The sequence below is a fragment of the Cryobacterium sp. TMT4-10 genome (genome assembly GCF_004403275.1).
GTDB lineage: Bacteria > Actinomycetota > Actinomycetes > Actinomycetales > Microbacteriaceae > Cryobacterium > Cryobacterium shii.
On record NZ_SOGU01000071.1, the window covers coordinates 1 to 15,848 of the forward strand.

Consider the following 15,848-nt stretch of genomic DNA (forward strand, 5'->3'; position numbering starts at 1 on the left):
CGGGGCGCGGCGGGCAGGGGAGGCGGGGCGCGGCGGGCAGGTGAGGCCGGGCTCGGCGGTCAGGTGGGGCCGGGCGGCGGCGGGCAGGTGGGCTAGGCGGCGGTGGGGGCGAGCAGCCCGGGCCACCAGGCCAGGGCGAGCGGGTAGCCCACGAACGAGACGATGTCGAGCACCCAGTGCGCGATCACGAGCGGCATCGTGCGGCCCCAGCGGAGGTAGCACCAGCCGAACACGACGCCCATCACGGCGTTGCCGAAGAACGGGCCGATGCCCTGGTACAGGTGGTAGCTGCCCCGCAGCACGGCCGACGACACGATGATCGTCCAGGTCGACCAGCCGAGCTCGCGCAGCCGGGTGAAGAGGTAGCCCACCACGATCAGCTCCTCCGTCAGCGCCGAGCGAAGCGCCGAGAGCACCAGGATGGGGACCGTCCACCAGAACGTGTCGATCGGCGACGGCACGACCGCGACCGTGAAGCCGAAGAACCGCCCGGCCAGGTACAGGCCGAGGCCCGGGATGCCGATGGCCGCGACCAGGCCGAGCCCGCGCAGGAGGTCGCGCCGCGGCTCCGTCAGGTCGAACCCGAGTCGCCGGAACGCGCTCTGCCCGGGACGCCACAGCAGGTACAGCACCAGGGCCACGGCGAAGAAGGCGAAGAAGATCCCGAGGAACTGGTAGGTGAAGTCGAGCCATTCCCGCGGCGACTGCGAGCCGTTCAGCGTGGCCGACTGCTCCGAGAGCGGCCGCGTGTCGGTCAGGCGGGCGATGATTGAGACCACCGAATAGATGGCGGATGCCCCGAGCGAGAGCCCGAGGACGATTCCTACCTCCCAGCGAAGAGCGTTCCGAGTCACGTGCCCGGCTTCATCCGGCAGGCCGGCGTGCCCCCGGGAAGCCGGTGGCGGTAGCGCGCCACCAGCCGGTAGCCGAGTTCGGCGGCCCAGGACCACGGCGGAACCGTGCCCAGCCAGCCGAGGATGCGCAGAACCGTGTTCGGCTGGTGCCGCAGCAGGGCGGCGACGGCCGCGGCGCCGCCGTACTGGTGCCCGTCGATCACGAGCCAGACCCGCGACTGGGCGTCCTTCGTCGTGAGGGCGTACGACCCGAGGTCGGTCCACTGGTACGGGGCCGCATCCGGCATGGCCGGAAGGAGGCGGGTCATCAGGTTCACGGAGGTGGTGCAGAACGCGCAGTCGCCGTCGAAGATCAGCAGCGGCGGGCGGGCGGGGGAGACGAGCGTCATGTCTCAATCCTCCCACTGCCCTCCGACTGCGCAGAACGCGGATGTTGCGGGGTACGGCGGAAGGATCGGCCGAAAGAACCTGCCGTGGTGCAACTATCCTGCGCAGAATGTTTCGCCTGTGTAACGTTTCCTCATTAGATTGTGCGAACGCAGTCCCGGCTCTTTAGGGTCAATATAACTGACGTGTCGGCGCGGTGATGAGCCGCGTGGCACATCCCTGCGCACAGGAGGAAAATTGAAAATCAGGAGACTGGGCATACCAGCCATCGCTCTGGCCGCCGCGGGAGCACTCATGCTCTCCGGGTGCGCGAGTGGAGAATCCACCCCGAAAGCCGCGACCGGCGACACCGCGGCGATCATCAGCACGAACGGCTCTGAGCCGCAGAACCCGCTGATCCCGACGAACACCACCGAGACCGGTGGCGGCAAGATCACCACCTCGCTCTTCGCCGGACTCGTTTCCTACAACGCCAAGGGCGAGACCGAGAACGAGGTCGCGAAGTCCATCGAATCGGACGACGCGCAGAACTGGACCGTCACGATCAACGACGGCTGGAAGTTCACCGACGGCGAAGCCGTCACCGCTTCCTCCTTCGTGGACGCGTGGAACTTCGGCGCGAAGTTCAGCAACGCCCAGAGCGCTTCCTACTTCTTCGACGACATCGCCGGCTTCAGCTACGACGCCGACTCCGAACTGACCGGCCTCAAGGTCGTCGACGACAAGACCTTCACGGTCGAGCTGGCTTCCCCCGAGGCCGACTGGCCGCTGCGTCTGGGCTACACGGCGTTCATGCCGCTGCCCTCCTCCGCGTACGCGGACATGGCCGCCTTCGGTGAGAACCCGATCGGCAACGGCCCGTACATGCTGGCCAAGAAGGGCGCCTGGGAGCACGAGGTCAAGATCGACCTCGTCACCAACCCCGACTACGACGGCGTGCGCAAGCCCGTCAACGGCGGCCTGAGCATCGTCTTCTACGCCTCGCAGGATGCCGCCTACGCGGACGTCCAGGGTGGAAACCTCGACGTGCTCGACGCCGTCCCGGATGCCGCATTCGCCTCCTACGAGTCGGACTTCCCGGACCGCTTCGTCAACCAGCCGGCCGCCATCTTCCAGGGCTTCAACATGCCGTACTACCTCGAGCACTGGAGTGGTGAGGAAGGCAAGCTGCGCCGCGCCGCCATCTCGATGTCGATCGACCGCAAGGAAATCACCGACGTCATCTTCCAGGGCACCCGCACCCCGGCCACCGACTTCACCTCGCCGGTCATCGACGGTTACTCCGACTCTCTCAAGGGTGCCGACGTCCTCGCCTACAACCCGAAAGAGGCCAAAGCCAAGTGGGCCGAAGCCGACAAGATCGCGCCCTACACCGGCACGTTCGACCTCGCCTACAACTCCGACGGCGGCCACGCGGCCTGGGTCGACGCTGTGACCAACAGCATCAAGAACACCCTGGGCATCGAAGCCATCGGCAAGCCGTACCCGACCTTCGCCGCAGCCCTCGACGACCGCAAGGGTGACAAGCTGACCGGTGGAACCCGCGCCGGCTGGCAGGGCGACTACCCGTCGCTGTACAACTTCCTCGCCCCGCTGTACCAGACCGGTGCCGGCTCGAACTACGAGGACTACAGCAGCCCCGAATTCGACAAGCTGATCAAGGATGGCGCAGCGGCGTCGTCCGTCGAAGCCGCAACCAAGAAGTACCAGGAAGCTCAGGAAGTCCTGCTCAAGGACCTCCCGACCATCCCGCTCTGGTACTCCAACGTCACCGGCGTCTGGTCTGACAAGGTCGATAACGTCGTCTTCGGCTGGGACTCCGTGCCGCTGTACAGCAACATCACCAAGAGCGAGTAATACTCGTTCAATCCGTTTGACAGCAGTGAATAGATAAGACGTGTGGGGCTCGGGGCGTCAGCCCCGGGCCCCACACTGACTAGACTCAACCAGTGATTGTGAATCTCATGTACATACGTTCTGGCTTGGGAACCTGATGCTCTGGTATACGGGCAAACGCCTGCTCCAGATGATCCCGGTGTTTTTCGGTGCAACGCTGCTGATCTACTTCATGGTGTTTTCGTTGCCCGGGGACCCCATCGCGGCTCTCTACGGCGACCGGCCCCCGGCGCCCGGCGTGATCGAACAGATCCGCGCCCAGTACAACCTGGACAAGCCGTTCATCGTGCAGTACTTCATCTACATCGGCAACTTCTTCCAGGGTGACCTGGGCACCACGTACTCCGGCCGTCCCGTGAGCGACGTGATGGCCAAGGCCTTTCCGATCACCGCCCGTCTGGCTCTGCTCGCGCTGGCCATCGAGGCCTTCTTCGGCATCCTCGTCGGACTGATCGCCGGCCTCCGCAAGGGCAAGTTCTTCGACGCGAGCGCCCTCGTGGTCAGCCTCCTCCTGATCAGTGTTCCCACGTTCGTAATCGGCTTCGTGCTGCAGTACGTCTTCGCCGTCAAGCTCGGCTGGGCTCGTACGACGGTGAGCAGCGAGGCTCCCTTCAACGAGCTCCTCCTCCCCGCGCTCGTGCTGGCCTCGGTCTCGTTCGCCTACATCGTGCGGCTCACCCGCGCGAGCGTCTCCGACAACCTCAACGCGGACTTCGTGCGCACCGCGACCGCGAAGGGGCTGTCCCGCCGCCGCGTCGTGGGCGTGCACGTGCTGCGCAACTCCCTTGTTCCCGTCGTCACCTTCCTCGGCGTGGACCTCGGTTCACTCATGGTCGGTGCCATCGTCACAGAGGGCATCTTCAACATCAACGGCGTCGGCGGCACCGTCTACAAGGCGATCAAGCTGGGTGAAGGCCCCACCGTCGTGTCGTTCATCGCTGTCATGGTCGTGATCTTCGTGCTCGCCAACCTGCTCGTCGACCTCCTCTACGCAGCACTGGACCCGAGGATTCGTTATGCCAAATAAGAACCCGAACGCACAGACGCACTACGTCGCCGCGCTGGAAGAAACCCCGGTCGAAACCGTCGACCGCCTCGACGAGTCGCAGAAGGCACGCAGCACCTGGGCGGATGCCTGGGACGCGATGCGGGTACGGCCCTCCTTCTGGATCTCCTCGGCGCTGATCTTCCTGATCGTGATCGTCGCTCTGTTCCCGAGCCTGTTCGCCCACGTCTCGCCCACATCCTGCGACCTCGGCGACAGCCACGGTGCACCCTCAGACGGGCATCCGCTCGGCTACACTCGCCAGGGCTGCGACATCTACGCCCGGATCATCTTCGGCACGCAGGCCTCGCTCACCGTCGGCCTGCTCGCCACGATCCTCGTCACCTTCACGGGCATCATCGTCGGCGCGCTCGCGGGCTACTACGGCGGCATGCTGGACTCGATCGTCTCCCGCATCGGCGACATCTTCTTCGCCGTCCCCACCGTGCTGGGCGCCATCGTGCTCATGTCGGTCCTGCCGGAGCGCACCCCGGTGACCATCGCTCTCGTGCTCTCGCTCTTCGCCTGGCCGCAGATCGCCCGAATCATGCGCGGCGCTGTGCTCTCGGCCCGCAACTCGGACTACGTGACGGCATCCATCGCCCTGGGCGTCAGCAAGTTCAAGATCCTGCTGCGTCACGTGGTGCCGAACTCGATCGCGCCCGTGATCGTCATCGCCACGGTCTCGCTGGGCACGTTCATCGTGGCCGAGGCCACCCTGTCATTCCTCGGGATCGGCCTTCCGCCGAACGTCATGAGCTGGGGTAACGACATCGACGCAGCGAAGAGCTCCCTCCGCACCAACCCGCAGGTGCTGCTCTACCCCGCGGCGGCGCTGTCCGTGACCGTTCTCGCGTTCCTCATGCTGGGCGACGTCGTGCGCGACGCCCTCGACCCCGAAGCGAGGGCCCGCCGATGAGCCAGACCGTCATCGAACCCGTCAGCGAGAACGCCGACGCGTCCACGGAGCCTCTGCTCCAGATCCGCGACCTCGAGGTCGGCTTCCAGACCCAGCACGGTGTCGTCCCTGCCGTGCGTGGGGTCAGTCTGACCCTCTACGCCGGCCAGACCCTCGCGATCGTCGGTGAGTCCGGCTCGGGCAAGACCACGACCGCGCAGGCCATCATCAACCTCCTCGCCGGCACCGGCAAGATCACGGCCGGACAGATCCTGTTCGAGGGCCGCGACCTCACCGCCCTCTCGGCCAAGGAGATCCAGGATGTCCGCGGCCGCCTGATCGGCTACGTGCCGCAGGACCCGATGAGCAACCTGAACCCGGTGTGGAACATCGGTTTCCAGGTCGAGGAGGCCATCAAGGCCAACAACGTCGCCCAGGGCAAGGCCGCACGCGAGCGCACCATCCAGGTGCTGCAGGAGGCCGGGCTCAGCGACGCCGAGGACCGGCTCAAGCAGTTCCCGCACCAGTTCTCCGGCGGCATGCGCCAGCGCGTGCTGATCGGCATCGGCCTGTCCGCACGGCCCAAGCTGCTCATCGCCGACGAGCCCACCTCGGCACTTGACGTCACCGTGCAGCGACAGATCCTCGACCACCTCGGCACCCTCACCCGCGACTACGGCACCTCCGTGCTGTTCATCACGCACGACCTCGGCCTCGCGGCCGAGCGGGCCGAACAGCTCGTGGTGATGTACAAGGGCAAGGTCGTCGAATCCGGCCCGTCGCAGGAGATCCTCGCCAACCCGCAGCACCCGTACACCCAGCGTCTCGTCGCGGCGGCCCCCAGCCTCGCGTCCCGTCGCATCCAGTCCGCCAAGACGGCCGGCGCCGGAGGAGAAGCCATCTTCTCCGAGGGCTCGCTCGACGCCACTCTCGTGGCCCGAGCGGCCGAGCGGGAGGCGGATGCGGCGGCGAAGGACCTGATCTCGATCCAGAACATCTCCAAGCTGTACCGCATCCGCACCAAGGGCCTGAAGTACAACGAACTGCTCGCCGTCAACGACGTCTCCTTCGGCATCAGGAAGGGCACCACCACGGCGCTCGTCGGGGAATCCGGGTCGGGCAAGTCCACCGTCGCGAAGCTCATCCTGCAGCTGGAGAGCATCACCAGCGGCCAGATCGAGTTCGACGGCCAGGATGTCGCCGGGCTCAAGGGGGCGGCGCTGCTCAAGTTCCGCCGCCGCGTGCAGCCGGTGTTCCAGGACCCGTACGGCTCCCTCGACCCGCAGTACAACGTGGGCAACACGATCGCCGAGCCCCTGCTGGCGCACAAGATCGGCTCCTCCAAAGAGCGCCAGGACCGCGTGCGCGAGCTGCTGGACCAGGTATCCCTGCCCTGGGCCACCCGGTACCGCTACCCGAGCGAACTGTCCGGCGGGCAGCGCCAGCGGATCGCGGTGGCCCGTGCCCTCGCGCTCAAGCCGGACGTGCTCGTGCTCGACGAGGCGGTATCCGCCCTCGACGTGCTCGTGCAGGGCCAGATCCTGAACCTGCTCACCGAACTGCAGACCGAACTCGGCCTGACCTATTTGTTCATCACGCACGACCTCGCAGTCGTGCGGCTCGTGGCCGACAACGTCTGCGTCATGCAGAAGGGGCGGATCGTCGAGACCGCGTCCACGGACGAGGTCTTCGACAACCCGCGTGAGGCGTACACCCAGGAACTGCTCGCAGCCATCCCGGGCGGCAACTTCCAGTTTGGCCGCTGACCGCGGTTCGGCGGCGCGGGAGTGACTCCCGGGCGCGCGGCGATCGTCCTGCGGTCGCCGGCATCCGTCGCCGTCTTCGCGGCCGTGGCGCTGCTGTGCGCCGCGCTGCTGGTCGACGCGCTCCTGCGTGCGCGGGGGGCCGTGGCCCTGGTGTCCCTGCCGGCGGTGACGCTGGTGCTGTGGTCGGCCTGGCTCGTCTTCGCCCGGCCGTGCCTGCGGCTGTCCGGCACCGGGCTGACCATCGTCAACGTGCTGCGCACGACGACCGTGCCCTGGGGTGCGGTGGACGAGATCGTGCTGCGCCACCAGGTCGTCGTGGTGACCCGGTCAGGCGAGCGGCTGCGGTGCTGGGGAGCGCCGTCATCCGCCCGGTCGTCGATGCCGGTCCGGTCGTCCGGGCCGGCCCCGCGGGCGGCGCAGGTGCGCGAGCCCAGCGGACGGATCAGCGGTAGCGCCGCCCACCGGGCGATCCAGGGCTATTGGGAACGGCATGAGCGGCCGCAGGGCCCCACGGATGCCGCTGCACGCCGGTGGAACGGATGGTCGCTGCAGGTCGGCGTGGCGCTCCTCCTGGTCGTCGTCGCGCAGCTGATCTGGGCGGCGCAGGTCTGAGCGTTGCTCAATCCTCTGACCCCGGACTCAGCAAATTGCGACTTAAGTTTCGAAAATGTTACATGTTTTGTCAGGATCTGCCGCAGACTGTGATCTGGGGCAAAGGAGCTTCGCGCAGGCACAGGCTCGCCCCGTAACAACATTTGAAACGGTTCTGCCGCCGGGAATCCTTCGGGCGGGAGCGCGACGGGGGAGTAAACAATGGGATCACTTCGTAGAACCATTCCGGCTGCCGTCTCTCGTTCCCCGTTCTAGGTTGACCGCGCGTGGCCTTCTACATCTTCCGACGTTTCGTCAACTACTTCTTCCTTTCGCTCATCGCGACGTGTCTGGCGTATGTCGTGTCCAGCCTGGCCCTCGACCCTGCTGCCAAGTACTACGGCCGCAACCCCCAGCCGACGCAGCAGACGATCGACAACATCCTGGACGGCCTCGGCGTCAACCCGAACGTGCCCGTGCTCCAGCGGCTCTGGGACTGGCTGGTGAACCTGGTCGTGCACGGCTCGCTGGGCACCGGGGTCAACGGCGTTTCCATTGGCGACCAGATCATCTCCCGCGCCGGTGTCAGTCTGCGACTGCTCCTGATCGGCTCGCTGATCGGGGCCCTCGTCGGGGTGACGCTGGGCGTCTGGGGCGCGGTGCGTCAGTACAAACTGAGCGACCAGGTCGTCACCTATGGCTCCTACCTGATTTTCGCCACGCCGACCTTCGTGATCGGGGTCCTACTCATGATCGCGGCGACCGCGCTGAACGGCGCAGCGGGAGCCCAGCTGATCAACTTCACCGGCGAATACTCGGCCGGGCTGAGCGGATCCTGGTGGGATCTGACCCTGGACCGCGGCGTCCACCTGCTCCTGCCCACGATCGCGCTCGTGCTGATCGGCGCGGCCGGCTACTCCCGCTACCAGCGCAGCGTCATGCTCGACGTGCTCTCGGCCGACTTCATCCGCACCGCCAGGGCCAAGGGGCGCTCCCGCAACTCGGCGCTCGTTCGCCACGGCGTGCGGGTCGCGCTCATCCCGATGTCCACGTTCTTCGCCTACAGCTTCGGCACGCTGGTCTCCGGCTCGATCATGCTCGAGATCGTCTTCTCCTTCCACGGGATGGGCGAATTCGCCCTGAACGCGATCAGCCAGAGCGACATCAACGCGGTCGCCGGGACCACGCTGTTCGTGGCCATCCTGATCCTGTTCTCCTCGACGCTCTCCGAAGTGCTCTACGCCGCGCTCGACCCGAGAGTGAGGAACTGAGATGTCCCTGGTCGAAGAAACCAACGCCGAGCTCGGCTCCCCGGTCGTTCCGCTTCCCCCGCAGCCTCTCGGCACCGAGGTCACCCCGCCGAAGAAGGCGCGCTCCCGCGGGCGGCTGATCTGGTGGCGGCTGACCCAGACCTCGCGTTTCTGGGTGGGGGCGGTCACCATCGCCGTGATCCTGGCCTGGGCGCTGCTCGGTCCCCTGCTCTACCCCTACAACGCCACCGGCCGTGACCCGCTCAACATGGGGCTCGGCCCGACGCAGCTGCACTGGTTCGGCACCAACGGCATCGGCCAGGACCTCTACGCGCAGACGCTGGTGGGGCTGCAGAAATCCCTGGTGATCGGCCTGATCGCCGGCCCGCTCGGCACGCTCATCGCCGCGGTCGTCGGCTCCGTGGCCGGCTACATGGGCGGCGTCGTCGACCGGGTCCTGGTCTGGTGCATCAACCTGCTGCTGGTGCTGCCGTCGTTCATCCTCCTGGTGATCCTGAGCCCCCTCTTCAAGGGGCTGTCCTGGGTCTTCCTGACCGTCTTCATCGCGGGCTTCAGCTGGATGATCATGGCCCAGGTGGTGCGGTCGCAGACCAAGTCGCTGCGCGACCGCGACTTCGTCAAGGCCGCCCGGTACATGGGCGTGCCGATGCGGAAGATCCTCGGCCGCCACATCATCCCCAACGTCGCGTCGCTCCTGATCATCGACGCGACGCTCGGAGTGGTGGCGGCGATCCTCGCCGAGACCAGCCTCAGCTACTTCGGCTTCGGTATCCGGGCACCCGACGTGTCCCTCGGCACCCTCCTGGCGGAGGGGACGAGTGCGGCCGTCACCCGGCCCTGGCTGTTCGTGTTCCCGGCCGGCGTGCTGATCGTGACCCTGTTCGCCGTCAGCCTGATCGGGGACGCCCTGCGCGACGCCGTCGACCCTACCTCGGGAGTCAACCGTGACTAATCTTCTGCTGAACGGGAGCCCGGCGCGGCCCGGCCGTGGCCAGACGCCGCTGCTGGAGGTCACCGACCTCTCGGTCACGTTCCCCCAGCGGGGAGGCCCCGCGGTGCAGGCCGTGCGCGGGATCAGCTACCAGGTGCACAAGGGCGAGTTCCTCGGCATCGTGGGCGAGTCCGGCTCCGGCAAATCGGTGTCCTCGCTCGCGTTGATGGGTCTGCTGCCCAGTTCGGCGGTTGTCACCGGCAGCATCATGTTCGGCGGCCGGTCGCTGCTGGACCTGAACGACCAGCAGCTCTCCCGCATCCGTGGCCGCGAAATCTCGATGATCTTCCAGGACCCGCTGTCGGCGCTGACCCCGGTGTACACCGTGGGCGACCAGATCGCGGAGGCCCTGCTGCTGCACGACCCCGCGTTGACCAAGCGTGCGGCGCAGGTTCGGGCGGTCGAGCTGCTCACGGTGGTCGGGATCCCGGCGCCCGAACGACGCGCGCGGGCCTTCCCGCACGAGTTCTCCGGCGGGATGCGCCAGCGCGCGATGATCGCCATGTCGATCGCCAACGACCCCCTGCTGATCATCGCCGATGAGCCCACCACGGCCCTGGACGTCACGATCCAGGCCCAGATCCTGGAGGTACTGGAGACGGCGAAGAACCTGACCGGCGCCGCCGTCGTGCTGATCACCCACGACCTGGGCGTGGTGGCCGGCCACGCCGACCGGATCGCCGTGATGTACGCCGGGAAGCTCGTCGAGAACGGCACCACCCAGGAGGTCTTCGCGGCCCCGCACATGCCCTACACGATCGGCCTGCTGCGCTCGGTGCCCAATATGCAGACCGCCGGAACGGAACGACTGGTGCCGCTCGAGGGACGCCCGCCGTCGCTGACGGCCCTGCCGCGCGGCTGCCCGTTCGCGGCCCGCTGTCCGATCTCCCTCGACGCCTGCCACGAGACCGAACCGGTGCTTCTCGTGCACGGGAACGCCGGCCCGGCCGGCATGACCGCGCCCGGCACGGCCGCTCCCGGCGCGCCCGTGGCCGGTCTGGCGGAGGCCGCGCACGTGGCAGCCTGCCACCGCTCGGACGAGATCGCCGACGGTGTTTTGACCCGCCCCGACGTCTTCCCCCGCCCGGCACCGCTGGCCGTGGCGCACCGGGAGAAGGACCAGGATGCCCAGCCGGTCCTGACGGTGACCGGGCTGGTGCGGCATTTCCCGCTCACCAAGGGCGGGGTGTTCTCCCGCCAGATCGGCACCGTACGCGCGGTCGACGGGGTGTCCTTCTCGATCCTGCCCGGCCAGACCCTGGGCCTGGTCGGCGAGTCCGGCTGTGGCAAGTCCACGACGATCCTCGAGATCCTGGAGATGACGAAGCCGCAGGCCGGCCAGATCCTGATCGACGGCCGGGATGTCACCGGGCTCGGCCGGGCCGAGCTGCTCCGGTTGCGGAAGGACGTGCAGATCGTCTTCCAGGACCCGATGGCCGCCCTGGACCCGAGGCTGCCGATCGGCGACATCATCGGCGAACCCCTCACCGTGCACGGGGTGAAGCCCGCGGCCCGGCGCGCCCGGGTGGCTGAACTGCTCGACCTCGTGGGACTCGACCCGCAGATGGCGGACCGTTACCCGCACGAGTTCTCCGGCGGACAGCGGCAGCGCGTGGGCATTGCCCGGGCTCTGGCGACCAACCCCCGGCTCGTCGTCCTCGACGAACCCGTGTCCGCCCTGGACGTCTCGATCCAGGCCGGGGTGATCAACCTGCTCGAGGACCTCAAGGAGCAGCTGAACCTCTCCTACCTGTTCGTCGCGCACGACCTGGCGATCGTGCGCCAGATCGCGGACACGGTCGCCGTGATGTACCTGGGACGAATCGTCGAGTACGGGCCGGTCGCCGAGGTGTTCGCCCGCCCGCGGCATCCGTATACCCAGGCCCTGATCTCGGCGGCGCCGATCCCGGACCCGGTGATCGAGCGCAGCCGCAAGCGGGTGCTGCTCCAGGGCGACCTGCCCAGCCCGACCGAGCAGATCGACGGCTGCAACTTCCGCAGCCGCTGCCCCCTGTACGCGCTGCTCGCGCCGCAGGACCGCTCGCTCTGCGAGAGCGTCGACCCGGTTCTGGAACTGCACGCCACCGTGCAGACTGCCTGCCACCACGTCGAGCAGAACGAGCTGGCCATCTCGGCGTCGCTGGCCGGCCGCGAGGAAGACCTCGTGCTCTAAATTCTCAGTACTTCCATCCTTACGTCCCTCACCAGGAAAAGTCCCCACCAAGAAATGGAGAATCACATGAAACGGAAAACTACTGTTTTTGCAGCAGTGGCCGTTCTGAGTGCGTCCGCCTTGTTGCTCACGGCGTGCGCCCCCGGAAACACCGCAGGCAGCACCTCCCCGAAGGCGAGCAGCAAGGCGCTGCCCACCACCGCGTGGGAGGCTGCCGCCGCCGCCGACGTGCAGGTCGGCGGAACCCTGAACCTCGCCATCAACGCGATGCCCTCGAACTGGAACATCTACGAGGTCGACGGCAACGAGTCCGACACGGTCAACACCGTGGCGCCGACGTCCGGCGGCCCGATCCGGGTCGCGGGCGACGGGACCACCCTGGTCGACCCCAACTACGCGACCAGCGTCGAGGTCGTCAGCGACGACCCGCAGGTCATCGAGATCAAGTTGAACCCGAAGGCGGTCTGGGAAGACGGCACCCCGATCACCTACAAGGACTACGCGGCCACCTGGGCGGCCATGAACGGCAGTAACGAGGCCTATTCCCCGGCGTCCACGGCCATCTTCGAGCAGATCAGCGCGATCGAGTCGAAGGGCAGCGATTTCGACTTCACGGTGACCTTCGACTCGATCAACGCCGACTGGGCGTCGATCTTCACGGGTGTTCTGCCCGCGGCGGTCGCATCCGATCCTGAGGCGTTCAACGCGGGGTACGTCACCACCCCGGTGCCGTCCTCCGGCCCGTTCGTGATCTCCTCGATCGACACGGTCGGCCAGGTCGTCACCCTGACCCGCAACCCGAAGTGGTGGGGCGAGGCGGCCAAGCTGGACACCATCGTCGTCAAGGTCGTCAGCGGCGCGTCGCAGGCCACCTCGTTCGGCAACTCCGAAACGGACGTGCTCTACATCTCGTCCAACGCTGACGCCTACCAGACGGCCGAGAAGCGAAAGGATGCCGAGATCCAGGCATCCGGCGGCCTCACCTGGACGCACGTCACCATGAACGGCTCCAAGGGTCCGCTCAAGGACGTGTTGGTGCGCCAGGCCATCGGCCACGCGGTCAACCGCGAGCTCATCTCCGAGTCGGCCAACACCCCCGTCGGCGTGGACGCCACCACCCAGGGCAGCTACATCTTCATGCCGGGACAGAAGGGCTACGAAGACAACGTGGGCGACGCGATCGGCTATGACGTCGACGCGGCCAAGAAGCTCCTCGACGAGGCCGGTTACAAGGCCGGAAGCGACGGCACCCGCGAGAAGGACGGCAAGGCACTCAAGCTGTCCATCACCGTGCCCGCCGACACCCCGACGAACAAGCAGCGCGCCGTGCAGGTGCAGGCCGACCTCAAGGAGGTCGGCGTCACCGTCGAGCTCAACGAGGTCCCCGCCGCGAAGTACTTCTCGGATTACATCATCCCGGGCGACTTCGAGATGACGAGCTTCTCCTGGGTCGGCACCCCGTGGCCGATCTCCTCGAGCGAGGCGCTGTTCTCCCCGGTCGATTCCGAGTCGAACTTCACCGGCATCACCGACAAGAAGCTGTCCGCACTCTTCGACGAGGCCAACACCGAGCTCGACGCCGACAAGCGGATCGTCATCGCCAACAAGATCGACAAGGTGCTCGCCGCCTACGTGCCGATCATCCCGATCGCCCCGCTGCCGAACGTGTACGCGGTGAAGACCGGCCTGGTCAACTACGGCGCCACCCAGTTCGAAACGGTCGACTGGAGCATCGTCGGCTGGAAGAAGTAAGCAGCAGAACCAGCGATACACCCGAACAGTGACACGCGGGGCGGGAACTTCGGTTCCCGCCCCGCGTTTCTTTTTGCCCGGTTGCCGGGCCGATTTTCCTGTCACGATGTCGAAGCTGAATCCGCACTCAGCCTCCCGGCAGGGAGAGTGCGGTAGGATTATCCGTTGGGTCGGACCCTGACCACATACATCCACTCTTAGTCGCACGCGGTACTCTGCGGCATCATTCTTCGTAAGGATCTACTTCATGGCGATTGCCACGCGCAATAACCTCCGAAATGTCGCAATCGTCGCCCACGTCGACCACGGCAAGACCACGCTGGTTGACGCGATGCTCCAGCAGACCAACTCGTTTGCCGAGCACTCCCACACCGAGGAGCGCGCCATGGACTCGAACGAGCTCGAGCGCGAAAAGGGCATCACGATTCTCGCCAAGAACACGGCGATCTCGTACAAGGGCATCCACGCGACCGACGGTCCCATCACCATCAACGTGATCGACACCCCCGGCCACGCCGACTTCGGTGGCGAGGTCGAGCGCGGCCTGTCCATGGTCGACGGTGTCGTGCTCCTCGTCGACGCCAGTGAGGGCCCGCTGCCGCAGACCCGTTTCGTGCTGCGCAAGGCCCTCGAGGCCCACCTGCCCGTCATCCTCCTGGTCAACAAGACCGACCGTCCCGATGCGCGCATCGACGAGGTCGTCGAGGAAAGCCAGGACCTGCTCCTCGGCCTCGCCAGCGACATGGCCGACGACGTGCCCGACCTCGACCTCGACCTGGTGCTGAACGTGCCCGTCGTCTACGCGTCCGGCCGTAACGGTTCCGCCAGCCTGAACAAGCCCGAGAACGGCCAGCTGCCCGACAACGAAGACCTCGAGCCGCTGTTCGAAGCCATCCTCCAGCACATCCCGGCGCCGGTCTACGACGACGAGCACCCGCTGCAGGCCTGGGTCACCAACCTCGACTCCTCGCCGTTCCTCGGTCGCCTCGCGCTGCTGCGCATCTTCCAGGGCACCATCAAGAAGGGCCAGACGGTCGCCTGGATCAAGCACGACGGCACCATCGCGAACGTGCGTGTCACCGAGCTCATGATCACCCGGGCCCTCGACCGCTACCCGACCGAGAGCGCCGGCCCCGGCGACATCGTCGCCGTCGCCGGATTCGCGGACATCACCATCGGTGAGACCCTCGCCGACCCCGAAGACCCGCGGCCGCTGCCGACCATCACGGTCGACGACCCCGCCATCTCGATGACCATCGGCACCAACACCTCGCCGCTGATCGGCAAGGTCAAGGGCCACAAGCTCACCGCCCGCATGGTCAAGGACCGTCTCGACAAGGAACTCGTCGGCAACGTCTCGCTCCGTGTGATCGACATCGGACGCCCGGACGCCTGGGAGGTTCAGGGCCGAGGCGAGCTCGCCCTCGCCATCCTGGTCGAGCAGATGCGCCGTGAAGGCTTCGAACTCACCGTCGGCAAGCCGCAGGTGGTCGTGAAGCGCGTCGACGGCAAGATCCACGAGCCGTACGAGCACCTCACCATCGACTCGCCCGAAGAGTACCTCGGCGCGATCACCCAGCTCCTCGCCGCCCGCAAGGGTCGCATGGAGAACATGGCGAACCACGGCACCGGCTGGGTCCGGATGGAATTCATCGTTCCGTCGCGCGGCCTGATCGGCTTCCGCACCGAGTTCCTCACGGACACCCGCGGAACCGGTATCGCCAACGCGATCTTCCACGGCTACGAGGCCTGGGCCGGCACCATCACGACCCGCACCAACGGCTCGATCGTGGCCGACCGCTCCGGTGTCGTCACGCCGTTCGCCATCATCGCCCTGCAGGAGCGGATGTCGTTCTTCGTCAACCCGACCGAAGAGGTCTACGAGGGCATGGTCATCGGCGAGAACTCGCGCGCCGACGACATGGACGTGAACATCACCAAAGAGAAGAAGCTGACCAACATGCGTCAGTCCACCTCCGACACGTTCGAGTCGATGACCCCGTCCAAGCAGCTCACGCTCGAGCAGTGCCTCGAGTTCGCCCGCGAAGACGAGTGCGTCGAGGTCACCCCCGCCGTCGTGCGCATCCGCAAGGTCGAGCTGGCCGCTTCGGCACGTCAGCGCAACGTCTCCCGCTTGAAGAAGCAGGACGCGAACTAGCACCCCAACGTAAACCGCAGCGGGTCTGGGGATGGATTCTCATCGCCCGGCCCCTGCGGTTTCGTG

At 66.8% G+C, this 15,848-nt stretch carries 12 protein-coding genes; 10 read left to right on the forward strand and 2 right to left on the reverse strand.

Annotated elements, in window-relative coordinates; all coding sequences use genetic code 11:
• Positions 1-92: 92 nt before the first annotated feature.
• On the reverse strand, positions 93-854 hold the full coding sequence (locus E3T42_RS09795; protein ID WP_241975991.1) for a CPBP family intramembrane glutamic endopeptidase: 762 nt from the start codon (positions 852-854) through the stop codon (positions 93-95).
• Entirely contained in the window at positions 851-1,243 is a 393-nt protein-coding gene (locus E3T42_RS09800; RefSeq protein ID WP_134365585.1) for a thiol-disulfide oxidoreductase DCC family protein, read from the reverse strand. Before E3T42_RS09800 ends, E3T42_RS09795 begins: the two co-directional genes overlap by 4 nt.
• A 235-nt stretch (positions 1,244-1,478) precedes the next feature.
• On the opposite strand from E3T42_RS09800, the gene E3T42_RS09805 reads away from it, so the two are divergent.
• The 10 genes from E3T42_RS09805 to typA all read left to right on the forward strand — a co-directional run bounded on the left by E3T42_RS09805 (position 1,479) and on the right by typA (position 15,782).
• Positions 1,479-3,098: an ABC transporter substrate-binding protein gene (locus tag E3T42_RS09805; RefSeq protein ID WP_134365584.1), complete on the forward strand. Its 1,620-nt coding sequence runs from the start codon at positions 1,479-1,481 to the stop codon at positions 3,096-3,098.
• A 136-nt stretch (positions 3,099-3,234) separates the two neighbouring features.
• Positions 3,235-4,164 carry an ABC transporter permease gene (locus tag E3T42_RS09810; RefSeq protein ID WP_134365583.1) on the forward strand — a complete coding sequence of 310 codons (930 nt, stop codon included), beginning with the start codon at positions 3,235-3,237 and terminating at the stop codon, positions 4,162-4,164.
• Positions 4,154-5,101, forward strand: coding sequence for an ABC transporter permease (locus E3T42_RS09815; protein WP_134365582.1), 948 nt, complete (start codon positions 4,154-4,156; stop codon positions 5,099-5,101). The genes E3T42_RS09810 and E3T42_RS09815 overlap by 11 nt, the downstream gene beginning before the upstream one ends.
• The gene (locus E3T42_RS09820; protein WP_134365581.1) at positions 5,098-6,846 is read left to right on the forward strand and encodes an ABC transporter ATP-binding protein; all 1,749 of its coding nucleotides are present in this window, start codon (positions 5,098-5,100) and stop codon (positions 6,844-6,846) included. Before E3T42_RS09815 ends, E3T42_RS09820 begins: the two co-directional genes overlap by 4 nt.
• A gap of 21 nt (positions 6,847-6,867) precedes the next feature.
• Positions 6,868-7,458 (forward strand): PH domain-containing protein, encoded by a 591-nt coding sequence (locus tag E3T42_RS09825; RefSeq protein ID WP_134365580.1) that lies wholly within the window; start codon positions 6,868-6,870, stop codon positions 7,456-7,458.
• Between the two features lie 266 nt (positions 7,459-7,724).
• Positions 7,725-8,708 (forward strand): ABC transporter permease, encoded by a 984-nt coding sequence (locus E3T42_RS09830; RefSeq protein ID WP_134365579.1) that lies wholly within the window; start codon positions 7,725-7,727, stop codon positions 8,706-8,708.
• 1 nt (position 8,709) lies between these two features.
• Positions 8,710-9,660, forward strand: a complete 951-nt coding sequence (locus E3T42_RS09835) for an ABC transporter permease (protein WP_134365578.1) — start codon at positions 8,710-8,712, stop codon at positions 9,658-9,660.
• Positions 9,653-11,872 (forward strand): dipeptide ABC transporter ATP-binding protein, encoded by a 2,220-nt coding sequence (locus E3T42_RS09840; protein ID WP_134365577.1) that lies wholly within the window; start codon positions 9,653-9,655, stop codon positions 11,870-11,872. Before E3T42_RS09835 ends, E3T42_RS09840 begins: the two co-directional genes overlap by 8 nt.
• Positions 11,873-11,968: 96 nt before the next feature.
• Positions 11,969-13,624: an ABC transporter family substrate-binding protein gene (locus E3T42_RS09845; RefSeq protein WP_134402939.1), complete on the forward strand. Its 1,656-nt coding sequence runs from the start codon at positions 11,969-11,971 to the stop codon at positions 13,622-13,624.
• Positions 13,625-13,871: 247 nt separating this feature from the next.
• Positions 13,872-15,782 carry a translational GTPase TypA gene (typA, locus tag E3T42_RS09850; RefSeq protein ID WP_134365575.1) on the forward strand — a complete coding sequence of 637 codons (1,911 nt, stop codon included), beginning with the start codon at positions 13,872-13,874 and terminating at the stop codon, positions 15,780-15,782.
• The last annotated feature ends 66 nt before the right edge of the window (positions 15,783-15,848 follow it).